General features: G+C 44.1%; 19 protein-coding genes. 17 read left to right on the top strand and 2 right to left on the bottom strand.

Annotation, left to right across the window (positions count from 1 at the left end):
- Window positions 1–4 precede the first annotated feature (4 nt).
- From GSQ66_RS14390 to GSQ66_RS14380, 3 genes are all read left to right on the top strand, one after another.
- Window positions 5–1,018 (top strand): PorP/SprF family type IX secretion system membrane protein, encoded by a 1,014-nt coding sequence (locus GSQ66_RS14390; protein WP_162428104.1) that lies wholly within the window; start codon window positions 5–7, stop codon window positions 1,016–1,018.
- Between the two features lie 63 nt (window positions 1,019–1,081).
- Window positions 1,082–2,326, top strand: a complete 1,245-nt coding sequence (gene gldJ, locus GSQ66_RS14385) for a gliding motility lipoprotein GldJ (RefSeq protein ID WP_162428103.1) — start codon at window positions 1,082–1,084, stop codon at window positions 2,324–2,326.
- Window positions 2,327–2,391: 65 nt separating this feature from the next.
- Window positions 2,392–2,871: a DUF4265 domain-containing protein gene (locus GSQ66_RS14380; RefSeq protein ID WP_162428102.1), complete on the top strand. Its 480-nt coding sequence runs from the start codon at window positions 2,392–2,394 to the stop codon at window positions 2,869–2,871.
- An 86-nt stretch (window positions 2,872–2,957) separates the two neighbouring features.
- On the opposite strand, the gene GSQ66_RS14375 is transcribed toward GSQ66_RS14380, so the two are convergent.
- Window positions 2,958–3,644, bottom strand: coding sequence for a ComF family protein (locus GSQ66_RS14375; RefSeq protein ID WP_238395703.1), 687 nt, complete (start codon window positions 3,642–3,644; stop codon window positions 2,958–2,960).
- An 89-nt stretch (window positions 3,645–3,733) separates the two neighbouring features.
- Between GSQ66_RS14375 and GSQ66_RS14370 the strand changes: the two genes are divergently transcribed.
- The 12 genes from GSQ66_RS14370 (at window position 3,734) to GSQ66_RS14315 (ending at window position 17,976) form a co-directional block, all read left to right on the top strand.
- Window positions 3,734–4,081, top strand: a complete 348-nt coding sequence (locus GSQ66_RS14370; RefSeq protein WP_162428101.1) for a carboxymuconolactone decarboxylase family protein — start codon at window positions 3,734–3,736, stop codon at window positions 4,079–4,081.
- Between the two features lie 74 nt (window positions 4,082–4,155).
- Complete coding sequence (locus GSQ66_RS14365; RefSeq protein ID WP_162428100.1) at window positions 4,156–4,506, top strand: hypothetical protein; 351 nt, start codon at window positions 4,156–4,158, stop codon at window positions 4,504–4,506.
- A 95-nt stretch (window positions 4,507–4,601) separates the two neighbouring features.
- Window positions 4,602–5,363 carry an exodeoxyribonuclease III gene (locus GSQ66_RS14360; protein WP_162428099.1) on the top strand — a complete coding sequence of 254 codons (762 nt, stop codon included), beginning with the start codon at window positions 4,602–4,604 and terminating at the stop codon, window positions 5,361–5,363.
- A 150-nt stretch (window positions 5,364–5,513) separates the two neighbouring features.
- Window positions 5,514–8,825 carry a DUF4175 family protein gene (locus GSQ66_RS14355; RefSeq protein WP_162428098.1) on the top strand — a complete coding sequence of 1,104 codons (3,312 nt, stop codon included), beginning with the start codon at window positions 5,514–5,516 and terminating at the stop codon, window positions 8,823–8,825.
- A gap of 36 nt (window positions 8,826–8,861) precedes the next feature.
- Entirely contained in the window at window positions 8,862–9,287 is a 426-nt protein-coding gene (locus GSQ66_RS14350) for an ATP-binding protein (RefSeq protein WP_162428097.1), read from the top strand.
- Window positions 9,271–9,699: an rRNA maturation RNase YbeY gene (gene ybeY, locus GSQ66_RS14345; RefSeq protein WP_162428096.1), complete on the top strand. Its 429-nt coding sequence runs from the start codon at window positions 9,271–9,273 to the stop codon at window positions 9,697–9,699. Before GSQ66_RS14350 ends, ybeY begins: the two co-directional genes overlap by 17 nt.
- Window positions 9,700–9,765: 66 nt before the next feature.
- Window positions 9,766–11,628: a tRNA uridine-5-carboxymethylaminomethyl(34) synthesis enzyme MnmG gene (mnmG, locus tag GSQ66_RS14340; protein WP_162428095.1), complete on the top strand. Its 1,863-nt coding sequence runs from the start codon at window positions 9,766–9,768 to the stop codon at window positions 11,626–11,628.
- Complete coding sequence (locus GSQ66_RS14335; protein ID WP_162428094.1) at window positions 11,629–12,516, top strand: class I SAM-dependent methyltransferase; 888 nt, start codon at window positions 11,629–11,631, stop codon at window positions 12,514–12,516. It begins immediately after the preceding gene.
- Between the two features lie 76 nt (window positions 12,517–12,592).
- Window positions 12,593–14,206 carry an Ig-like domain-containing protein gene (locus GSQ66_RS14330; RefSeq protein ID WP_162428093.1) on the top strand — a complete coding sequence of 538 codons (1,614 nt, stop codon included), beginning with the start codon at window positions 12,593–12,595 and terminating at the stop codon, window positions 14,204–14,206.
- A 675-nt stretch (window positions 14,207–14,881) separates the two neighbouring features.
- Entirely contained in the window at window positions 14,882–16,942 is a 2,061-nt protein-coding gene (locus tag GSQ66_RS14325) for a cation:proton antiporter (protein WP_162428092.1), read from the top strand.
- Complete coding sequence (locus GSQ66_RS14320) at window positions 16,935–17,438, top strand: DUF4385 domain-containing protein (protein ID WP_162429079.1); 504 nt, start codon at window positions 16,935–16,937, stop codon at window positions 17,436–17,438. The genes GSQ66_RS14325 and GSQ66_RS14320 overlap by 8 nt, the downstream gene beginning before the upstream one ends.
- Window positions 17,439–17,517: 79 nt before the next feature.
- Complete coding sequence (locus GSQ66_RS14315; protein WP_162428091.1) at window positions 17,518–17,976, top strand: hypothetical protein; 459 nt, start codon at window positions 17,518–17,520, stop codon at window positions 17,974–17,976.
- 74 nt (window positions 17,977–18,050) lie between these two features.
- Here GSQ66_RS14315 and GSQ66_RS14310 read toward each other — a convergent pair whose 3' ends face one another.
- Window positions 18,051–19,187 carry a hypothetical protein gene (locus GSQ66_RS14310; protein ID WP_162428090.1) on the bottom strand — a complete coding sequence of 379 codons (1,137 nt, stop codon included), beginning with the start codon at window positions 19,185–19,187 and terminating at the stop codon, window positions 18,051–18,053.
- A 197-nt stretch (window positions 19,188–19,384) separates the two neighbouring features.
- Between GSQ66_RS14310 and GSQ66_RS14305 the strand changes: the two genes are divergently transcribed.
- Together GSQ66_RS14305 and GSQ66_RS14300 are read left to right on the top strand one after the other, a co-directional pair.
- Window positions 19,385–20,887: a glycine--tRNA ligase gene (locus GSQ66_RS14305; RefSeq protein WP_162428089.1), complete on the top strand. Its 1,503-nt coding sequence runs from the start codon at window positions 19,385–19,387 to the stop codon at window positions 20,885–20,887.
- Window positions 20,888–21,591: 704 nt separating this feature from the next.
- Window positions 21,592–22,707, top strand: a complete 1,116-nt coding sequence (locus GSQ66_RS14300) for a PQQ-dependent sugar dehydrogenase (protein WP_162428088.1) — start codon at window positions 21,592–21,594, stop codon at window positions 22,705–22,707.
- Window positions 22,708–23,091 lie beyond the last annotated feature (384 nt).

The following is a 23,091-nucleotide window of genomic DNA, read 5'->3' as shown; positions in this document are numbered from 1 at the left end:
AAGCATGTTTTCAAAAAAACGGATTTTGTGTATAGTTACCTTCCTGTGGTGCTTTGTTGCCACGGCACAGGACGTACATTATTCGCAGCAGTACGCCAACCGTTTGTACCTGAACCCTGCTTTTGCCGGCTTAAACCACGACTGGAGCGTAACTGTAAGCCACCGAACGCAGTGGCCTGCTCTTAACGGAGCCTTTATAACAAACCAGCTGGCGGCAGACTTATTGCTTCCGAATACAAAAAGTGCAATTAGTTTAAGCCTTCAGCAGGACAAGGCCGGCATTGGCGGATTACAAAAACTGGCTGCCTCGGCCGGGTACGCTTACCACACTCCTTTAACCGACCGTTTTGCCTTATCCGCAGGTTTGCAGGCTACGGTTGCCTCCATGCGTATAAACTTTGACAACCTGGTTTTTGGCGACCAACTGAGCAATAATGGGCAGATAGCTGTTACATCCGCTGAAGTAAATACCTTTGAGCCAACGCAGTATGTAAGTTTTGCTACCGGTGTTCTGGTCTATACAGATCAACTATGGCTGGGACTTACTGCCGCGCATCTTAACAAGCCTGCTTACGGGTTCGGAGAAAAAACTACCCTGCCAATGCGCTTTATGGCAAACACTGGCTATAAGTTTTACGTTAGCAGCTACCGGACAAACGCTGGAACAGGAGAATTCAGCATATCGCCGACGGCAACCTTTACTCATCAGGAAAATTTTAATCGACTGGATGCAGGTTTATACACTAATTACACACCTGTTACGTTAGGATTATTATATAAAGGAGTACCGGTAACAGGCGGCTCAAACCAGGAGCAGGCACTTGCCGTAATAGCAGGGCTGCAGCTTAACCAGGTAAAAGTAGGGTTTAGCCACGACGTTGGAATAAGCGATTTTTACCGGCAAAGCGGTGGTGCAACTGAAATTTCTATAGTTTTTGAACGACTTGATACAAATAAAGTGTTTCGAAGCCGCTCACGGTCAAAAATAAGCAGACGCATTGTTTGTCCGGAAATCTAATTTTAGTTATAATTGCACATTAAACTACGTTACAAGAACCTTATCTTAATTGGGTGCTATTTTATGAAATTTGCTAAGTATTTATCGGCAATGGTTATGGGAGGTTTACTCCTTACTGCCTGCAATAGAGGAGGAAATCCTACCAGCACAAACCCGGGTGACTATAGTTCCGCTACAGGTATAGAGTATGGCGAGGACGAAAAAGCCTTTGCTGTAGAAGATTACGCTGATATTCAGGGTGGTCCCGGACTGATCTTTATTGAAGGTGGCCGTACTGTATTAGGTTCTATGGAAGAAGATGTTGCCATGACGCGCGATAATATTGAGCGTACAGTAACAGTTGCTTCTTTTTATATGGATGAGACTGAAGTAGCTAACATTCACTGGCTGGAGTACCTGCACTATATTAAGCAGGATTCAGTTCCGGAAGTATACCAGGCTGCCCTGCCGGATACTACCGTATGGGAACGCCAGCTATCTTTTAACGACCCTTATGTAACGTATTACCTGCGTTATCCTGGTTTCCGCTTCTTCCCGGTTGTGGGTGTAAGCTGGTTACAGGCTAATAACTATGCCATCTGGCGTACTGCCAAGGTAAACGAAAACCTGGCGAAAGAAGCTACTGGTGGCCGTGGCGGTAAAAGAGGCCTTTTCGGAAGAAAGAAAGGTGCTGATGATGCTCCTGCTGAAGGCGATAAACCATCAATCGAATCTGGATATGTATTACCGAACTACCGTCTCCCAACAGAGGCTGAGTGGGAATATGCAGCACAGGCTATGATCGGTACACAATACTCTGAAGACGAAAACCAGAACCACCGCAGAATGTACCCTTGGGACGGACACCAGGTTCGTAACCCGTATGGCAAGCAGATGGGTAAGTTTATGGCTAACTTTAAGCGTGGCCGTGGTGACTATGCCGGTATTGCCGGAGCCCTGAACGATGGTGCCATGATCACAGACTATATCTACGCTTACCCTCCAAACGACTTCGGTCTTTATAACATGGCCGGTAACGTGAACGAGTGGGTACAGGATGTTTACCGTCCGCTTTCTTACGAGGATGTGGAAGACCTGAACCCATTCCGTAGAGATGGTTTCCTGGATGAGAAAGAAAACTATGCGAACGCTGACACTAAAGATTTCCACTCCCTGATAAACGACGAAGTACGCGTTTACAAAGGCGGTTCATGGAAAGATGTGGCTTACTGGTTATCTCCGGGAACACGCCGCTTCATGACCCAGGATTCATCAACAGCTACAATCGGTTTCCGTTGTGCTATGATCAACGCTGGCTCGAATAAATAATAAAATTTACCTAACTATAGTTTTAAAGCCCGGACCAACATCCGGGCTTTATATTTTATACCACTATGAAAGAAGAAAAAACCGAGCACGCCCAGATTATAGTTAAAAGCTACAGCGATATGTTTGAGCAGGAAATAGAAGAACCGCTCTGGGCTTTTGTACTGGATAAGGAAAACAGGCTTTACCAGATCGACAGCATTCCGTTCTACACTTCGCTGATCTCCTCAAACGATATTGTGTTTGCAGACATTGATCCGGAAACCAAGCAGTTGGTCTACCAGAAAACAGTTAGCTACTCAGGCCACTCAACTATACAGGTTGTGCTGAACGATGAAACTATAGCTATGGACACTATCCGTGAGATCTTTAGCCAGATGCGTTGTGTATCGGAGCAAGTGAACGATGACTTTTTTGTACTGGATATTCCGGAAGATGTGGACTATAGATTGGTAAAAGCAGAACTGGATAACTTGGAAACTGCAGAAAAGATAGAATATGCGGAGCCAAGCCTATCGGATGTGCACCGCAAACAAACTGAACTATAGTTTAGATTTTCAGACAAAGGACAAAAGACAAGATAACCTCTATATCTTTTGTCCTTTATTCCTTTGTCATAGTTAAAATGTATAAATCAGGCGGCAGCTATAGTTACAATACTTACTTCGGCTGCTCCTGCCTTTAACATAGCTACGGCACAGGCTTCTAGTGTTGCCCCCGTCGTCAGTACATCATCCACTATAAGCACGCGCTTTTCTTTTACCACTTCAGGTTTAGTTACTTCAAAAACATGCTCCACATTTTGCCAGCGGTTTAACCTGTCTTTTCGGGTTTGCGTGCTGGTATTTATAGTTCTGATCAATACGTTAGTCTTTGCCGGTATCTCCATTGCCTCAGCCAATCCCTTCGCAAAAAAGTCTGACTGGTTATAGCCACGTTTGCGGAGCTTTTGCTTGTGCAGTGGCACCGGAACTATAAGGTCGAACTGCTCATGATAGTAATGCGATTTTAGTAAGCTTCCGTATCGTTGCCCCAAATGCTCGCCCAAATCTTTTGCTCCTTTGTATTTTAACTGGTGCAAAAGCCGCTGCACACGCCCCTTAGACCTGAAGTAAAAATAAGAAAACGCAAACCTGACAGGCACTTTACCCCAGAACCTGCGCTGTAACGGGTTTCGTTCTGTAGCGCCATGCTCATGAAAATCGGTGTAGGGCAACTTTACATTACAATCCGTGCAGATGTAGCGCTCGCCTTTAACCATGGCTCCATTACAGGCAAAGCAACTCTCCGGGAAAAATAACGCCAGCAGATCCTGAAACATAGTAGGGGCTTAGTAGTTAAGGTTTTGTTATTTTTTTGCCGTAATTTTATAACTATAGTTAAGCTATTTCAGCTAATCAATTTACAACAATGAGCCAAGTAGAAGAATTCAACGAATACCGTACGCGCATGAACGAGCGCATCATGTCTTACGACAATAAAGTGATCAAGCGCTTCTTTAACCTAGACACAAACACATACGCAGAAGGAGCACTTGATGTAAAAACCAAAGAAATGCTGGGCCTGGTTGCCTCCATGGTTTTGCGCTGCGACGATTGCATCAAATATCACCTGGGCAAAAGCTTTGAAGAAGGCGTAACCGACGAAGAAGTATTTGAAATATTCTCGATCGCCAACCTGGTGGGTGGCTCCATCGTGATCCCGCATTTCCGGAGAGCTGTGGAGTACTGGGAAGAACTGAAAGCGCAGAAATCTTAATCGCTTAAAGGTTACATGGTTAAATTGTTATCTAGTAAAGTATTCAACAATTTAGCTATGCAACAATTTAACTTATGATAGAAGAATCAGATAACCTAGAACATAGATGGACACAGCTTCGGGCTTTTATGATGAAGCAATTCGGTAAGAAGCCCGACCTGAACGCCATCCTTTTCCTGATTGGAATTCAGGAACTCGGCAAGGGAATTACAGAGTTTACCAAAGAAGAAAAGCAGGATTTGATGCACATAGCGACCTGTAAAGTATTCAGCCTCTCGGGTTACTACGAACTGGAAAAGGTAGATGAAGACGGCTGGCCTCATTACCGCGCAGTTAAAGCCTTACCGTTCGCTAACCTGAAAGAGCAGGAAAAAATGCTGAAGTGGCACATCCTGGAATATTTTACGCAGGCAGATCAACTATAAATTTTAGACAAAGGAATTTCCTGATGAAAGACAAAGGGCTATAGTTCTGAAAGTCTTTTGTTATAAAGTCCTTTGTTACATAGTCAAAGAATAAAATGAAGATCATTACTTATAACGTTAACGGCATTCGTGCTGCTATCAGCAAAGGCTTCCAGGATTGGGTAAAAGCTGCAAACCCCGACGTGCTTTGCCTGCAGGAGATAAAGGCCGACGAGTCGAAGTTTGACCGTGCCATTTTCGAAGACCTGGGCTATAACGTATACCTGCATCCGGCTGTTAAAAAAGGCTATAGTGGCGTGGCTATACTTTCAAAATCAAAACCAAACCACGTCGAGATCGGGTGTGGCATGGATTGCTATGATTTTGAAGGCCGTGTTATTCGTGCCGACTACGACGATTATTCGGTAATGAGCGTATACATGCCTTCTGGCTCAAGCGGCGAGGAGCGCCAGGGCTTTAAGTTTCAGTGGATGGATGATTTCTATGGGTACATGGGAGATATGAAACAAACACTGCCCGGCCTTATAGTTAGCGGCGATTATAATATCTGCCACCAACCAATAGACATCCATAACCCGAAATCGAATGCAAAGAGCTCTGGTTTTTTACCGGAAGAACGCAGTTGGTTAGGAAAGTTTATAGATAGCGGCTTTGTAGATTCATTCAGACACTTTAATAAAGAGCCCCACAACTATACCTGGTGGAGTTACCGTGCCGGAGCGCGAAACAAAAATCTTGGCTGGCGTATTGATTACAACATGGCGACAGAAAACCTGCGTGACAGATTAAAACGGGCTGCTATACTTACCGAAGCCAGGCACTCTGACCATTGCCCTGTGCTGCTGGAAATAGAGTAGAGAAGACATACGAAAAGTTCGAATTTTATAGTTATACTTGAGAGCACCTAATTTTATACTTTATAGTTTCATATACAGGTAATTAGGTGCTCTTGCTTTATGTATAGCTGTAACCGCTCTTATCGGTTAGCGTTATAGTAACAAACACCTATGAAACAACAGGATGCACTTACCCAACTGATGCATCAGCTGCAGGAGTTCAAGAAGAAATTCTACCTGAACCTGTTGCTGCGGGGTAGCTTGTTTGCTATCGGCATGTTGCTTTCCATTTACATCATCTATAGTTTACTCGAGTACGTCTTTTATTTCCCGCAGGCAGTCCGGGCTATTCTTCTCTTCTCCTTTATAGGCATCATCATCTACGTTTTTGTTCGCTGGATCGCGATGCCCGTTGCAGCCTTGGCTAACCTGAGCAAGATCCTATCCGATGAACAGGCCGCTCTAAAAGTGGGTAACTATTATCCTGAAATAAAAGATAAGTTACTCAATGCCATTCAATTAAATAACCTGGATAGAACAAACGAGCTGATAGCGGCCAGTATTAACCAGCGTTCCGGCCAGTTACTGCAGTTCAGTTTTAAAGATGCTGTTACCTACAAAGAGAATAAGCCGATTCTGAAATATGTGGCTTTACCAGCCGTGATTGCATTGCTCATTGCCTTGGTATATCCAGCTATTTTTGTACAGGGCACCGAACGTATCATCAACTATAAAACAGCTTACGCGCCGGTAGCACCGTTTACTTTCGAAGTACAGAATAAGGAATTACAAACCTTCCGGGGTGAAGACTTTGTGCTGAAAGTAGCGATAGAAGGAGAAGCCTTACCAAAGGAAGTATTCATCAACTATAACGGGCGGCGGCAACTGTTGCAGAAGTCTGCTGATGGCAACTATAGTTACACCTTTAAGCAGCCACTCAAATCGATAGATTTTGAACTGGAAGGCTCCGGCTTTATGTCGGATACCTATACCTTAGAAACGCTTTCCCGCCCTAACCTGAAAGACTTTGAACTACAGGTACAGTACCCTGCTTATCTGAACCGCAAACCAGAACTGATCCAGAATACCGGAAACGCAACTGTACCGGAAGGCAGTACGCTCACGTGGAACTTTAAAGCCTCCGAAACCGAAACTATAGATATCTCTTTTGACAACCCGGCTCAACAACTCAAAGCTGAAAGAGCAGATAACAACTTTACGGCCAGCAAAAAGATCAGCGAAAGCCAGAACTATAGTATCCAGCTCAAAAATAAGTACAGCGCTAACAAAGAGGATATTAAGTACCAGATAACAGCTATTGCAGACAAACACCCGCAGATCACCTTAGAACAGTTCCAGGATACAGCTCTCTATACCTATTTAGTGTTGGGTGGCGATGTTGCCGATGACTATGGCTTGTCCCGTTTGGCAATTCATTACCGCATCAGCAAGCAGGATAACCCAAAGGCCGGTTATAAAACGATAGCCTTACCACTTGCACCACGCCAGGTTAGCCAGGCCTATTACTACCAATGGAACACAGCTGTCCTGAACATACAGCCCGGCGATAAGCTGGAATACTTCGTGCAGGTTTGGGATAACGATGGAATGCACGGTCCTAAAAATGCCCGCACGCGCACCTTCGAGTTAAAAGTACCCAGCAAGCGTGAGCTGGAAAAAGAACTGAACAGTAACGCCCAATCGGTGGGAAGCCAGATAAGCAAGACACTGGAGAAAGCAAATAAACTACAGGATGAACTGGCAAAATCGGAAGAGAAACTAAAGACGAAGCGTGACCTGAACTGGCAGGATAAAAAACAGCTGGAAGACCTGGTTGAAAAGAAAAAGCAACTAGAGCAGGACCTGGCCGCCATGAAGGAAATGTTTAACGAGCTGAACAAGAAGCAGAACATGCTAAGCGAGCAGGACAAGCAACTGGCCGAAAAAGCACAGGAACTGCAAAAGCTCATGAACGACCTGCTTGACCCGGAGACCAAGAAACTATACGAAGAACTGGAAAAGCTGCTGCAGGAAAAACAAGCCAACGACCCGGAGTTACAGAAACTACTAAGTAAACTCGATAACCGCGAAAAGAACCTGGAGCGTGAACTGGAACGTGCACTGGAGCTCTTTAAGCAACTACAATTCGAGCAGAAGCTGGATAACATTACTGAGAAGCTGGAAGACATGGCCAAAGAGCAGGAGAATCTGGCTGATAAAACTGAACAGAAGCAGGAAGGCAACGAGCAACTACAGCAACAGCAGAAAGAACTTCAGGAACAGTTCGAAGAAGTGAAGAAGCAAATGGATGAGCTTAAAGAGCTGAACGAAAAGCTGGAGAACCCGAACTCAATGGATGAGCAACAGCAGGAGAAGGGCGAGCAGCAGATCGAGCAGAGCATGGAGCAAAGCCAGCAGCAACTCCAGAAACAGCAAAACAAAAAGGCCAGCGAGAGTCAGCAGAAAGCCGGAAAGCAAATGAAGCAAATGGCACAGCAAATGGACCAGATGATGAACTCCATGAGTATGGCTGGCATGGAGCAGAACCTCGACAACCTACGCGATATATTGGAGAACCTGATCAAGCTTTCTTTTGATCAGGAAGCTCTCATGAAATCTTTCCGAAGCGTTAACCAAAGCGATCCTCGTTTCATTGCACTATCGCAGGAGCAGCTAAATCTGCGCGATAATGCCAAGGTAATTGAAGACAGTTTATTCTCGCTGGCTAAGAAAGTATTCCAGATACAATCGTTTGTGACCCGCGAAGTAGCTGCTATGAACCAAAGCATGGACAACAGCATGCAGGAACTTCGGGATAGAAATGTAAGCAAAGCCACGGCGCAACAACAACTCGCCATGACCAGTATGAATAATTTGGCTCTGATGCTGAATGACGCTTTAAAGCAAATGCAACAAGCTATGCAGAACATGCAGGGCGGAATGGCCGGAAAACAGAAGGGAAATCAGAAAAAACCGGGCGGTTTAGGCGAAATGCAGGACGCTTTGAATAAAAAAATAGAAGATTTGAAAAAAGGAGGCAAATCAGGTAAGGCACTGTCTGAAGAATTAGCTAAATTAGCTGCTGAGCAGGAGGCTATCCGGAATGCCCTTCGTGAGATGGAAAAACAAGGCACCAAACCAGGTGAAAAAGGCAAACAGGGTGAACCGGGAAATATTAGCCGGATGATGGAACAAAGCGAGACTGATCTCGTTAATAAACGGTTGACTGAGCAAACGATCATGCGGCAACGTGAGATCCTAACCCGGTTACTGGAAGCAGAAAGGTCGATGAAAGAGCGGGAGCTGGATAATAAACGGGAAGCTAAAACCGCACAAGACATTGCGCGTAAACTTCCACCATCGTTTGAGAAGTACCTTAAAGCAAAAGAAAAGCAGACTGAATTACTTAAAACTATACCACCGGCTTTGTCACCGTATTACAAGCAAAAGGTAAATGAGTATTTTCAGAACTCTAAATTTTAAAAAAAGCACCTAATAGTTTACATACCTAAGATTAATATGAATCAAGTTAAAATTCAGATTCCTTCCTTAATCGAAAACATCCGCGTAATTGAAAGTTTTATAGACAACTCAAAGGAAGAATTCGAGTTTGAAGATGATATCTATGGCAACATTATGGTTGCTGTGACAGAGTCTGTGAATAACGCTATCCGACACGGAAATAAGTTTGATAAAGACAAGAACGTTTATCTTACCTTAATGGTAGAGCAGAACCAACTCCTGTTTGAAGTGGAAGATGAAGGCCCTGGCTTTGACTACCAGAACCTGCCTGACCCGACTGCTCCTGAAAACCTGGAGAACCCCGGAGGGCGTGGCATTTTCCTGATGCGCAACCTTTGCGATGAAGTTAACTTCCTGGATAACGGCAAAAAGGTACAGTTGAAATTTAATATCGAAATGCATCAGAATGGATCATCCAATTGAGTTTTATAGCGAAGATGTAGAGTTTTCGTTATCGAACCCCGAGCAGGTAGCTGATTGGATTGCAACCATTATTGAGCAACACGATTTTGAACTCGCTGGTCTTACTTACATTTTCTGTTCTGATGATTACCTGCACCAGATAAATGTAGAATATTTAGATCACGATACCCTTACAGATATTATCACTTTTGACAATGCCGATGAAGAAGGCATAGTTGAAAGTGATATTTTCGTTAGTATAGATCGCGTTAAAGATAACGCGCAAACTTTAGGCATACCTTTCGAGGACGAACTTCACCGCGTTCTTATCCATGGCGTGTTGCACCTGCTTGGTTACGATGATAAAACCGAAGAGCAGGAAGCACTTATGCGCAAACAAGAAGATTCTTGTTTATCTTTGCGAAAATTTTAATCGCAAAAAGGAATTACCAATCTACAGAATATGTTTCACGTGAAACATCTCTAAATTCAGAAATACATGTTTCCAGAATACGATATTATAGTTGTAGGGGCAGGCCACGCAGGTTGTGAGGCCGCCGCTGCAGCTGCTAAAATGGGCTCAAAAGTTTTATTGGCCACCATGAACATGAACACGATTGCGCAGATGTCATGCAACCCGGCAATGGGTGGCGTAGCAAAAGGCCAGATCGTACGTGAGGTAGATGCACTTGGTGGAATGAGCGGTATCATTACTGACCAGACCATGATCCAGTTCAGAATGCTTAACAAGTCTAAGGGGCCAGCTATGTGGAGCCCGCGCGCACAAAGCGACCGCATGCGCTTTGCTGAAACATGGCGACTGACCCTGGAGCAAACTGAGAACGTTGACTTCTGGCAGGAGATGGTTACAGCTATAGAAGTAGAGCAGGGGAGAGCTGTTGGGGTACGCACAAGCCTGGGGATAACTATACGATCAAAGGCTGTAGTTTTAACGAACGGCACCTTTTTGAATGGTATTATCCACATCGGTGAACGCCAGTTGGGCGGTGGCAGAGCTGCTGAAAAATCTGCAAAAGGGTTGACTGAGCAACTGGTGGAATTAGGCTTTGAAGCTGGCCGAATGAAAACCGGAACACCTCCGCGTGTAGATGGCCGTTCGCTGGACTATAGCCGCATGGAAGAACAGTTCGGAGATGAGAACCCATCCAAATTCTCTTACACCGAAACTACTCCGCTTGCACAACAACGCAGCTGCTACATTACTTATACCAACACTGAAGTACACGAGATTTTAAAGACCGGTTTTGAAAAGTCTCCCATGTTCCAGGGACGTATTCAGGGATTAGGTCCGCGTTACTGCCCTAGTATAGAAGATAAGATCAACCGTTTTGCCGACCGTGACCGCCACCAGATTTTTGTGGAGCCGGAAGGATGGAGTACTGTGGAAGTGTATGTAAATGGTTTCTCCAGTTCGCTGCCTGAGGATGTGCAATTAAAAGCATTGCGTAAGATCGTAGGATTTGAAAACGCGAAAATGTTCCGACCAGGTTATGCAATTGAGTACGACTTTTTCCCGCCAACTCAACTGAACCTGACACTGGAAACCAAGCTGGTAGAGAACCTGTATTTTGCGGGCCAGATAAACGGTACAACCGGTTACGAGGAAGCAGCTTGCCAGGGATTGATGGCAGGTATAAACGCACACAATAAGATAAACGAAAAAGCTCCGTTCGTATTAAAAAGATCAGAAGCGTACATTGGTGTATTGATCGATGACCTGGTGAACAAAGGGACCGAAGAGCCATACCGTATGTTTACATCACGTGCCGAGCACCGTATTTTGCTACGCCAGGATAACGCAGATATTCGCTTAACGAAGCTTGGTTATGCATTAGGTTTGGCTGACGAAAGCAGGTTAAAAGCTGTGGAAAAGAAGATAGAAGAAACAGCCGAAATCATCGCTTACTTAAATAATAAGCCGTTAGAGCCAGGAGATATCAACAGTATGCTCGCAGAAATTGGATCGGCTCAAATTGTAGAAAAGCAGCGGGCCGGGCAGTTAATTAAGCGCCCAAATATCGAGATACAACATATTGCTGCAGCAGTACCTTCCGTTAGAGAATATTTGAGTAAGTTTAAACCTGATAGTGTAGAGCAGGCCGAAATTGCCGTTAAGTATGAAAGCTATATCGAGAAGGAATACACGATGGCTGCGAAAATGGGCGAACTCGAAAACTATATTATAAAAGACAGAATCAACTACCGTAACATACCGGCATTATCAGCAGAAGCGAAAGAGAAACTATTGAAGGTACAGCCTGAAACTATAGGCCAGGCATCCAGAATTAGTGGCGTTTCTCCTGCTGATATTTCGGTACTGATGGTATACCTGGGAAAATAAATGAGCTACGAAAGACTGGAGCAATGCCCGATCTGCGGCAAAGAAGAATTCAAAAACTTTTTAGTAGTAACAGATAATTCGGTTTCGAAGGAAAGCTTTGTTATCGTGGAGTGCGAGAACTGTACATTTAAGTTCACAAACCCTCGGCCAGATATAGAGAGTATAGGAAGCTATTACGAGTCAGAAGAATATATCTCGCATAGCAATACTAAGACAGGAATTATAAACAGGGCTTACCATGTAGTGCGCTCCATTACAACCAAGCAGAAAGTAGAACTTATAAACCGCTACGCTCCTGCCAAAGGATCCCTTTTAGATTATGGTTGTGGTACAGGTGTATTTCTGACAGCCTGCAAAAAAGATGGCTGGAAAGTACAGGGAGTAGAACCAAACGAAAAGGCCAGAGAATTGGCAGCAGAATCTGCAAGAACAACTATAGCTACAGATCTTAGTGATGTGACAGACGAAAAGTTTAATGTGATTACACTCTGGCACGTGCTGGAACATATTCATACATTAAACGAAACTATAAGCCAGCTGATCTCGCATTTAACGGAAGATGGTGTGCTTATAGTTGCAGTCCCGAACGCAGACTCGCATGATGCAAAACAGTATAAAGAGAACTGGGCAGCGTATGATGTACCACGCCACTTATACCACTTCACGCAGCCGACTATGAAACGCTTCCTGAAGAAACATAAGATGCAACTGGAAGAAGTACTGCCCATGAAGTTTGATGCCTACTATGTAAGCATGCTGAGCGAAAAACATAAAGAAGGTAAAACCAAGATGATCAGCAGCGTGCTGAATGGGTATAAATCGAATAGCTATGCAGAAAAGAACGGGAACGATTATTCGAGCCTGATCTTTGTAGCGAAACGTAAATAAGAATTGAAAGTATTGTGCATAACCGGAAAAGAAGGCAAGCGAAAGTTTGCCTATTTTCATTTTTAAGGCCTATTCTATGAAATTTATCAACACCGTATTCCTTGCCACATCTGTGATTGCGCTCGCATCGTGTGCCAGTGTCAGTAGTCCGGAAGGAGGACCAAAAGATACGACACCTCCGACATTGGTCAGCAGCACTCCCGCCGATCAGCAACTGAACGTAAGCACCAAAACTATAAGCTTAAAGTTTGATGAAGAGGTGCAGCAAAACAATCTTCAGAAAGAATTGCTGATTACCCCATACACCGATAATAAGTACCGGATTAAGATGGATGATGAGGTATTGATACTAACCTTCGATAAGCCCCTGCAGGATAGCACAACCTATACTTTTAATTTCAGGAATGGTATTGCCGATATAAAGGAAAAAACGGTTGCGAAAGGTTTGAAGCTTTCTTTCAGCACCGGTTCATTTATAGATACAAGCAGAGTAACAGGCCAGGTACTTAAACTGATGACTCAGGAACCGGAAGCAGATGCTATCGTTGCACTTTACCCAGCAGAAGACACCATGAACATCCGGAAGAGCAGACCTTATTACCAGACACAGGCCGATGCGCAGGGGCAATTTAGTTTCGAGAACATCCGCGAAGGCAACTATAGAATTTATGCACTACAGGATAAAAACAACAATACGCTTTATGATAACGAAGGGGAGAGAATAGGTTTTCTGAAAGACCCTATAACTATAAAAGCGGATTCTCAGAAAGTAACATTGCAGACATTTATAATCGACACAAAAAAACCGATTGCCCTACAGCGACAGAAAATGGTAGACAGATTTACCATAACGTATAGCGAAGGCCTTGAGAAAATAAATGCAGTAACAGCAACCAGAAAAGACACCATCTACCACAAAACATTGCCGGATGGCAAAACAGTGGAATTGTTCAAAAATCCGAAATTCACTGGTGGAAAAGCCTTGGTAGCCGCTGTGGATTCCTCTGGCAATAATACACTGGATACAATTCAGGTGGATTTTGGGCAGGATTATACACAGCGCATTAAAGGTGCAGAAATTAAAGATATCAACAAGAAAAACGCCAATACCTTATACCGGCCAGGACAGAAACTAACTATAGAATTACAGGCACAGGTTACTATTAAAGGCAAGTCGCCAGTAACTATACAATCCGATACAGCTACAAGTATTGTCTTAAAGTATCCGGAAGAAATAAAATTAGATAAGACGGCAACCGAGCTGACAATTACAATTCCGAAGCTAAGCAACAGGCAGGCTCCTTATACTATAGTTTTAGATAGCACACAGATTGTACCCATGCAAGGGAAGCCTCTGAGTTTTCCGACGCTTAATTTTACAATTGGCGAAAATAAAGGAACGGGCAGTGTACAGGGAACTATAGCTACCACTGCCAAATCATTTATAGTTCAGTTACTCGACAGCAACTATAAAGTAGTGAAGGAATCAAAAAATACGCGAAGTTTCAAGTTCCAGAATATGGAACCCGGGGTATATAATATCCGGGTTTTGGTTGACGAAAATAATAATGGTCAGTGGGACAAAGGTACAGCCACATTTGACCGGGAACCTGAAAGGGTTTATATGTATCCCAACAAGGTAGAGATAAGAGCTAACTGGGAACTGGAAGACATTAAAATCGAACTATAGCAAAAAGGAGATCCAAATACGGGTCTCCTTTTTTTATGCCTATAGTTTCACAGCCAAAACAAAAGGTTTCTTAAAAAGAAGCAAAGCATGTTCCACCAAGCTTAAAACAACAAGCAATGCCTGTCAAATCAGAAAAACTTAAAACAAAAACCTGAAAACAGAAGTTGCTTAAAGAAATCCACAGAACAGGGTGGTATAACTGTGGATAAGCGTGGGCAACTTATTGAAAACACAAACAAGCCGGTAAGGACCAAGCCCGAAACAGGGCTGTTCCACGCTAAAAAGTGGAAACAGGTTTATAAGTTCACGTCAAAAAAACAGTTTTCCACGCGTGGAACAGGTGTGTAAAAAGAAATTCACATAAAACACGCAAAAGTGGATAAGCCATTTAAATAACTGAACTATAAAAACATCAGAAAATAAAAACTGTGGAACACCTGTGGAAGAAAAGCTGAATGCTAAACAAGTTATCAGACTTGCCCGTGAAACATGAAACTTATGCACTTGTTAACAGCCTAAATAATGAAAGAAAGAGAGATTTAAGAATTCAATTTTTTAAAATAATTAAGGGGTTGAATGTGTGGAAAGGTGTGGAACAGGAAGAAAAAAGGAACCGAAAAAAAATTTAAGGTTTATCTTTAAGGAGATAAAAATTTAAGAACCGAAATAAAACGAATGAAATTAGCGCTGAAACTGACACTCCCGTTCGAAGATCCTGTACTGATATTTACGCTGGTACTTTTTATAATTCTGGTATCCACGATAATTCTGAAAAGAGTTAAGATACCAGGTATAGTAGGGCTGATAATAGCGGGGGTAATAGTTGGGCCGAACGGCTTCGGGATAATGGAGCGCGATGCCAGCATGATCCTGTTCGGAACAGTTGGTATATTATACATCATGTTCCTGGCCGGTCTGGAGATGGACATGGTCGGTTTTAAAAAGACAAAGACAAGAAGCATTACCTATGGTGCCCTTACTTTCTTTGTTCCGATAACTATAGGAGCGTTGACGTTCCTATATCTCTTTAATTACGAATTAAAGTCGGCAATTCTACTAGGTTGTATGTTTGCTTCGCATACGCTGCTGGCATACCCGATCATATCTAAACTTGGGCTGGCAAAGAATGAAGCTGTAACAGTAACTATAGGCGGTACCATTATTACAGATACGGCAGTGCTGATTGTGCTCGCGATTATAGTTGGCTCGATGGAAGGAAACGTAAGCATGGCGTACTGGATAATACTGGCACTTAAGCTGGCGGCTTTTGTTGCAGTAGTTCTGTTCGTATTCCCAATAATAGCTAAAGCTATATTCAAACAGCTTGAAAGTGAAAAAGGAGCCCAGTTCATATTCGTACTGGCACTGGTTTTTGCAGCATCGTTTCTGGCAGAGCTGGCCGGGGTAGAGGCAATTTTGGGAGCATTCCTGGCAGGCCTGGCACTTAACCAGCTGATACCGCACACATCAGCACTTATGAACAGGCTGGAGTTTGTGGGAAACAATATTTTTGTTCCGTTCTTCCTGCTGAGCGTAGGTATGCTGGTAGATGTAAGCGTGTTGTTTGAGGGTTGGGCAGCACTGGCAACTATAGTTACCGTAATTATACTGGCCATTTTCACAAAATGGATTGCTGCTTATATAACTCAAAAATTATACGGATACTCAATAACGCAGCGAAACCTGATTTTCGGATTAAGTACAGCAAGGGCTGCTGCTACCTTGGCCGTAATACTGGTTGGTTTTGAAATAGGCATAATAGAAGAATTCGCGCTGAACTTAACAGTGGTTCTGATTCTGGCTACCAGCCTTGCAAGTTCCTTTATTACAGAAAGAGCAGGGCGTGCGCTTGCTATCATTGAGAGCCGCAGAAAACCAGACCTCAGCGAAAAGCCGGACCGCATTTTAGTACCTATTGCCAACCCTGCAACTATAGAAAACCTGATAGACCTTTCTATTATGCTCAAAAACCCGGATTACCATGAGCCCATATACCCGCTGGCAGTGGTTATAGATAACGAGCAAGCCGAAGAAGAGATCTTCAAGAAAAATAAAATGCTGCAGGAAGCAATTAAGCATGCCTCAGCTACAGATAATGACGTACAGCTTGTTTCTAAAATAGACATGAATATCTCGAGTGGAATATTAAGGGCTATAAAAGAACTTATGATAACAGAAGTGGTGCTTGGCTGGAATGCTAAGATAACCACGCGTGACAGAGTTTTCGGAACAGTGCTGGACAACCTACTGGAGAAGACAGAGCAGATGATCCTGGTGTGCAAGATAGTAGAGCCGCTTAATACTACCCGCCGCATTATAGTTATAGTTCCGATTAACGCCGAACTGGAAAGAGGTTATCTGAGATGGATCAGGGCTGTTAAAAAATTATCAAGCCAGTTAGGCGCCAAAATTGTATTCCGGGGCAGAAGAAGAACCTTAAACAAGATCAGGCAGACGCTGGCAACAACTAAACCAGCAGTAGAGGCAGAATTTGAACCGATTGCAAATTTCAGAGAGTTCGGGGACATGAAAACCAGCCTTACCAAAGATGATATGATCGTGGTTGTATCAGGAAGGAGAGGAACTGTATCTTATAACAACACCATGGATTATGTACCGAGAGTGCTGTCAAGAGACTATAAAGAGAACAGCTTTATTATAGTTTACCCGGAACAGAACCCCATGACAGAGCAGGACAACATGTATATAAACATTGCGTATGGCAGAGATGCCTGAAAACAACAAAGCCTTCAACTATAGCCTGGACTTCGATAAAACAGATTTCAGGAAGCAGCCGGAACTATACAGGGTAGGCAAGGGAGAGCAGGGCGTGTTGCTGGTAGAGCCGTACAAATCTGAAATACTGCCGCACTGGCGTTTTAAAACACCTGAAATAGCCAGGGAGTCATCAGAGAAGATCTATAGTTTGTTTAAGGAGTACCTGGGGCTGCAAGATTTTGTGGGTGCGGATATGGCGCGTAAGTTTCTGCAGATGGGCTATACACGTGCAAGGCGCTATGCCAACCATAAATCTGGTAAGAAGTATAAAGGGCCTGTACCGGACGATAAGAAAGGACAGAGCGGGGCGCACGGCCGCGAAGAATTGCCTAGAGAAGTGGATCCGGTAAAAGCAGAAGCAGCAGCGATATTTAAAGCAAAGTGGGAATTGGCGAAGCAAAATAAAGAGTATATCAGGCAGAAAGAGGCTTTCCAGTCGCGTTACAGCGGATAAAAATAATTAGCTGTAACCGTAATATCGCAGAAAGAGTAATTCACATATCTTTGTAAAAAAAGAAACACACTATAAAGAAATGATCAATAAAGACATCAGGTTAGGCAAGGGACTTGGTAAGATCAAGTTCGGCCTGACAAGGGACGAAGTAGAAGAGCTAATCGGCGAACCCGAGGAAGTTGAAGAATCGGATGAGGAAGATGAGTTTGAACACGAAGCCTGGAACTACTGGGAAGAAGGTTACTCGCTATACTTCGATAAAGAAGATGACTACCGCCTGAGCTGCATCGAGACGGCAAACCGCGAAGTGCAACTATGGGATGAGCGCATTTTTGAAATGAGCCAGGACCAACTGAAAGCTGTATTTGCTGATCATGGTATTACTGACCCTGAGGAAGAGGAGATGGAAGGTGGCGAAACCCGCATCTCTTACGAAAAGGAAATGATCGACCTGTACTTTGACGAAGACCAACTGATCGCGGTTAACTTCGGCGTGTTTATAGATGACAACCTGGAAGTAAAGTGGCCTGAAAAATAACCAGGAACCAAACGATAAAAAAACGGCGCTGCAGGTATCTGTAGCGCCGTTTCTGTTTTGGTAAACTATAGTTTCTATTTAAAGAAGAAGTGCTTTACCTCTTCCTGCATCACAGGGTTAATAGCAATAGCCAGTATCAGCGAAATGATCAGGCCTATAGTTACAGAAAGAATGTCCTTACCAATCAGCCTGAAAGTTTTATTGAATTTCTCGCCGCTGTCGTGTGCACGCAGGCGCATGCCTAATTCACGGCCGGCCAGCAAACCAACAAACACCCAGGTAGTACTCATCGGTATGTTGTTAACCTCTTTAAAGTAGTACAGGATAAGGGCATAAACCAGGTCGATAATAGTGGCGCTTCGCACATCACGTACTTCCGATTTCTCATTGATCACGTTCTGTATCTTATCGCCTTTTTTATAGAACAGGAAGCCTAAGCCAAGGAAGATGAAGCCGGTAAACGCTAAGAATTCATAAACATTAAGCTGGCGTGGCAGGTAAACCGCAATGTTTGCCAGGTCCTGCGCCAGCCAGATGTACCACAGGAAACCACTGATCATCCACTGGGCAACTGTCCAGAAAACATGGGCTTCGCCTTTAATAAAGCGTTTGATAACTTTAGAAAGCAGCAGGTAAATGATAAGCGCAGAAACAAAAGCCAGAATGTATCCCATGAAGCTCTTGCTAACCATACTTACCACAGTGCCGCCTGTAGCCGAAAACACACTAAGCAGCATAAATGTAGTAGAAACCGGAATTCGGAACCTGGTTAACAGCAGCAGGATAATAGGAGAGGCCAGCTGCAGGTAAACAAAGCTTGTAGGAGTTTTATCCAGACCAGGCGTAGCCAGGCGCTGATACGAAACGTCGCCATCAAACACAACCCAACTATAGGCTACGGTAAAAATAAAGATCAGCCCCATAAAGAGCCATTGCCAGTACCATTTCTTGTCTTCGTTAGAGCCAATAAATGTACCAATGGTCTGGATGCTGTCGTTAGCAATGGCAGAGTAACCGGCAAAAGCAAAACCTACCCACATAGCAATACCTGGATAAGGGTAAACAGCTCCTGCCATGATCAGAGAGAAAGCTATGAAATATAAGAACTTCTTTTCCTTCTGTAAAACAACATCAAAAAGGGTATACCTTTTGGTAAATTTATGGGGATGAGCTTCTAAAACGTGCTTTGGGTGTTTTTTTGTCTTAGGCATCTTAGTGTCTAAAAGTGGAAAATAAAAAAGAGGCGCAAGTTAAGCAGAATCGTATGTTACGCTAATGTTACCAATGTTATCAAATTGTTAACATACCAAAAAAAGGACATTGCTGTAAACTATGGCAGTTTTGCTAGCCAGTAAAATCTGTAAAACACCAATGGCATAAGCAATGCTAAAAAAGCTATCTTTGCATTATGGCAACAAAAGAGAAGACTACTGAAGAAAATACCCAGTTAAAAGACATCATCTCGCACGCGAAAGAGTACGGTTTCGTATTTCCGAGCAGCGAGATTTATGACGGTATGCAGGCCGTTTACGACTATGGCCAGATGGGTGTGGAGCTGAAGAACAACATAAAACAGCTCTGGTGGAAATGCATGACCCAACTGAACGAGAACGTAGTCGGGCTGGATGCAGCCATCTTTATGCACCCGTTAACCTGGAAGGCATCTGGCCACATCGATAGCTTTAACGATCCGATGATCGATAACAAAGACTCGAAGAAGCGTTACCGTGCCGATGTGCTGATAGAAGAAAAAGCTGCCCAGTTTGAGAACGAAGGCAGAGTGGAGGAAGCCGGCGCGTTGCTGGCTGAAATGGGCCGCTTGTTGGAAGCCGAAGACCTGGATGGCGTACGTGAACTTATAGTTCGTGAAAATATAAAATGCCCGGTTTCCGGTACCACCAACTGGACCGAAGTGCGCCAGTTTAACCTGATGTTCTCAACGCAGGTTGGTTCCGTAGCCGAAGATTCCCAGACAATTTACCTGCGCCCTGAAACCGCGCAAGGTATATTCGTTAACTTCCTGAACGTGCAGAAAACCGGTCGCCTGAAAGTGCCTTTCGGTATTGCCCAGATCGGTAAAGCCTTCCGTAACGAGATCGTGGCCCGTCAGTTCATTTTCCGTATGCGCGAGTTTGAGCAGATGGAGATGCAGTTCTTTGTTCGCCCTGGCACCGAAATGGAATGGTACGAGCAATGGAAAGCTGCCCGTAAAACCTGGCACGAAGCCATTGGTATTCCGGCTGAGAGCCTGCGTTACCACGACCACGAAAAGCTGGCGCACTATGCCAACGCTGCCGTAGACATCGAGTACAAATTCCCGTTCGGCTTTAAAGAAGTAGAAGGTATCCACTCACGTACTGATTTTGACCTGACCCAACACCAGGAGCTGAGCCGCAAGAAAATGCAGTACTTCGATAACGACCTGAACGCAGACGGCAAACCATACGGTAACTATATTCCTTACGTGATCGAGACATCAGCCGGTGCTGACCGCCTGTTCCTGATGACGCTTTGCAATGCCTACCAGGAAGAAGAAATTACTGAAGGCGACGCGACCAAAACGCGTACGTTCCTGAAGTTGCACCCGGCTTTATCTCCGGTTAAAGCAGCTATTCTTCCGCTAACCAAAAAAGACGGCCTGCCGGAAAAAGCGACCGAGATCTTCAACTCGCTGAAGTTCGACTTCAACATGATCTACGAAGAGCGCGACAGCATCGGGAAGCGTTACACGCGTCAGGACCTGATCGGAACGCCGTTCTGTATTGCTGTGGATCATCAGACATTGGAAGACAACACTGTTACCGTTCGTGACCGTGATAGCCGCGAGCAGGTGCGTATGCCTATTGCAGAACTCAGAACTTACATTGATAAAGCCGTTAACTTCCGTAGCATCCTGGAAAAGATAGCTTAGGTATTAACTATAGTTTAAGAAAGGCAGTTTGGGAAACCAGGCTGCCTTTTTTGTTGATGTTCCCTGTGGAAATTATAGTTGCAGTAAACTATAATTCTGTTCCGGATATTTTAATGTCGCTGTTCCGGACTTCTTAGCCCGGAACTAAAGCTGATGCGGATTTTACTTGCTGTTTCGGGCACCCCCTGTCCGTAACTTTACTGCTTAGGACGTCCACGTCCGCGTAAAAGGTAACACGGGAACAAGGATGTCCTTGACAGTTTGCTTTCAGACATTGATGTCCGAAAGAGCGTAATATGAATATCCTTTTTATCGATGTTTCCTGTGGAAATTATAGTTTGCCCAACTATAAACTATAAAGCTGTGCCGATTAGCTTGATGTTGCCTGGTGCAATATTAAGATCAGGAGGTAACCCACAGTTTTTACCCTCAGCTTAATAATCAGGGAGTACATAAGAGACAATTTTGAGAGCTTAAAGAGGCAGTTACTAAGGCACACTCCCAGCTATTCCCTGTGGAAAAATATTTCTAAAATAGCCCCGACTATAGTTTAGAAGCATATTCCAGGGAATTTCTACACTGTTATAGGCAACTCGCCATTTGCTAAACTATAGTTTCTGCGCAACTATAAACCGGTGCAAAAACCCAACCTTTTCAAATGGCTTAAGTTACAAGGGGGCATATACCCTTAAAACTTATTTACTATGAACAAATGGATTACCTATGCGCTGGTGCTACTTTTACCTTTCCAACTCGGCTGCAGCGATGATGATACCACCTCACCTGTACAACCCGACCCAGACCCGACCGATGCTGTATTACAGGAACGTATAGTTACCGAGAACCTGACCCACCCCTGGGAATTGGCCTGGGGACCTGATAATAATATCTGGATGACGGAGCGTGGCGGGAAAGTTAGCCGTGTAAACCCCGAAACCGGTGCTGTAACTTTAGTAGCAACTATAGCAGATGCAGAGTCGAGGGGTGAAGGTGGCTTATTAGGAATGGCCCTGCACCCAAACTTTAGCACAACACCTGAAGTTTTCCTGGTCTATAACCATGTAACAGGAGGCGAATACTCTGAGAAGGTTGTAAAATACACCTATAACGGTACGACACTGGTAAACCCGGTAGTGCTGTTCCAGGGCATTGGGGCGTTAAGCTACCATAACGGCAGTCGCCTGCTGATTACGCCGGATATGAAACTATACATTACGACCGGTGATGCGGGCACCGTGCAATGGGCACAGGATCTGAGTTCGCCAAATGGTAAAGTACTGCGCATTAACCTGGATGGCACTATACCGGCTGATAATCCTTTTGCCGGCAGCGCGATCTGGAGTTTAGGTCACCGCAACGCGCAAGGGCTGGCTTACGCCAATAACAAACTATACAGCAGCGAGCACGGTCCCGAAAAAGACGATGAGATCAACATCATCCAGAAAGGCCGCAACTATGGCTGGCCTGTGGTTAACGGTTTCTGCAACGAAGAAGGGGAAAAGAAATTCTGCCAGGATAACAACGTAGCAGAACCCTTGGTAAGCTACACGCCAACTATAGCCTTCAGCGGAATGGACTACTATAACAACAACCAGATACCGCAGTGGAAGAACTCATTACTGGTTGCTACCCTGAAGGATAACACACTTTATCAGTTCAAACTAGACCAGGCAGGCGATAAGATAATAGAAACCAAAGAGTTTTATCGTTCCAAGTATGGCAGGTTGCGCGACGTGCTGGTAGCACCAAACGGAAAAGTTTATGTGGCAACAGGCAACGGTTCCAACGATAAAATTATCGAGATCAGCCGCAGCAATTAACTGTTGAAAGCTGAATCGGATTTAGCTTATACTTTCCGGTTTGGAGCTTTTAACCTTATTTTTCAACTATAGTTTAGCTTCGTTCCACAGGGAACAAAACTATAGGTAATATTGAATTATTGAGTTCATGAAGGTGAGTGTATTCACCCATTTTTGTCATCCTGAAAGGAGCTTGTGAGCTAATAGCAAAAGCCTAATCTTCCTTCCGAACAAGATTCTTTACAGAAAGACAACTATTTGTTTTACCTTATTTTAGAAAAAAAGCTCCGCTCAAAACGGGGCTTTTTGTTTTAGCACTGATAGGCTATGGTTGTTGTTAGCTTTAAGAAGGAACGTTAGAGATTTTGAGTCTATAAGAATGAGCAAAAATCCCTAACTTTACCG

Origin of the sequence: Pontibacter pudoricolor, from assembly GCF_010092985.1 — a bacterium.
GTDB classification, from domain to species: Bacteria; Bacteroidota; Bacteroidia; order Cytophagales; family Hymenobacteraceae; genus Pontibacter; species Pontibacter pudoricolor.
The sequence above is the reverse complement of the archived record's forward strand: the minus strand, read 5'-3'. Positions and strand labels throughout refer to the sequence as shown.

What these genes read in the sequence shown, in the direction of transcription:
- GSQ66_RS14310 (WP_162428090.1), bottom strand. Translation starts at nt 19,187, where the DNA reads ATGCCTAAGACAAAAAAACACCCAAAGCACGTTTTAGAAGCTCATCCC.
- GSQ66_RS14360 (WP_162428099.1), top strand. Translation starts at nt 4,602, where the DNA reads ATGAAGATCATTACTTATAACGTTAACGGCATTCGTGCTGCTATCAGC.
- GSQ66_RS14350 (WP_162428097.1), top strand. Translation starts at nt 8,862, where the DNA reads ATGAATCAAGTTAAAATTCAGATTCCTTCCTTAATCGAAAACATCCGC.
- GSQ66_RS14390 (WP_162428104.1), top strand. Translation starts at nt 5, where the DNA reads ATGTTTTCAAAAAAACGGATTTTGTGTATAGTTACCTTCCTGTGGTGC.
- ybeY (WP_162428096.1), top strand. Translation starts at nt 9,271, where the DNA reads ATGGATCATCCAATTGAGTTTTATAGCGAAGATGTAGAGTTTTCGTTA.
- GSQ66_RS14335 (WP_162428094.1), top strand. Translation starts at nt 11,629, where the DNA reads ATGAGCTACGAAAGACTGGAGCAATGCCCGATCTGCGGCAAAGAAGAA.
- mnmG (WP_162428095.1), top strand. Translation starts at nt 9,766, where the DNA reads ATGTTTCCAGAATACGATATTATAGTTGTAGGGGCAGGCCACGCAGGT.
- GSQ66_RS14305 (WP_162428089.1), top strand. Translation starts at nt 19,385, where the DNA reads ATGGCAACAAAAGAGAAGACTACTGAAGAAAATACCCAGTTAAAAGAC.
- gldJ (WP_162428103.1), top strand. Translation starts at nt 1,082, where the DNA reads ATGAAATTTGCTAAGTATTTATCGGCAATGGTTATGGGAGGTTTACTC.
- GSQ66_RS14365 (WP_162428100.1), top strand. Translation starts at nt 4,156, where the DNA reads ATGATAGAAGAATCAGATAACCTAGAACATAGATGGACACAGCTTCGG.
- GSQ66_RS14355 (WP_162428098.1), top strand. Translation starts at nt 5,514, where the DNA reads ATGAAACAACAGGATGCACTTACCCAACTGATGCATCAGCTGCAGGAG.
- GSQ66_RS14325 (WP_162428092.1), top strand. Translation starts at nt 14,882, where the DNA reads ATGAAATTAGCGCTGAAACTGACACTCCCGTTCGAAGATCCTGTACTG.
- GSQ66_RS14380 (WP_162428102.1), top strand. Translation starts at nt 2,392, where the DNA reads ATGAAAGAAGAAAAAACCGAGCACGCCCAGATTATAGTTAAAAGCTAC.
- GSQ66_RS14300 (WP_162428088.1), top strand. Translation starts at nt 21,592, where the DNA reads ATGAACAAATGGATTACCTATGCGCTGGTGCTACTTTTACCTTTCCAA.
- GSQ66_RS14315 (WP_162428091.1), top strand. Translation starts at nt 17,518, where the DNA reads ATGATCAATAAAGACATCAGGTTAGGCAAGGGACTTGGTAAGATCAAG.
- GSQ66_RS14320 (WP_162429079.1), top strand. Translation starts at nt 16,935, where the DNA reads ATGCCTGAAAACAACAAAGCCTTCAACTATAGCCTGGACTTCGATAAA.
- GSQ66_RS14370 (WP_162428101.1), top strand. Translation starts at nt 3,734, where the DNA reads ATGAGCCAAGTAGAAGAATTCAACGAATACCGTACGCGCATGAACGAG.
- GSQ66_RS14375 (WP_238395703.1), bottom strand. Translation starts at nt 3,644, where the DNA reads ATGTTTCAGGATCTGCTGGCGTTATTTTTCCCGGAGAGTTGCTTTGCC.
- GSQ66_RS14330 (WP_162428093.1), top strand. Translation starts at nt 12,593, where the DNA reads ATGAAATTTATCAACACCGTATTCCTTGCCACATCTGTGATTGCGCTC.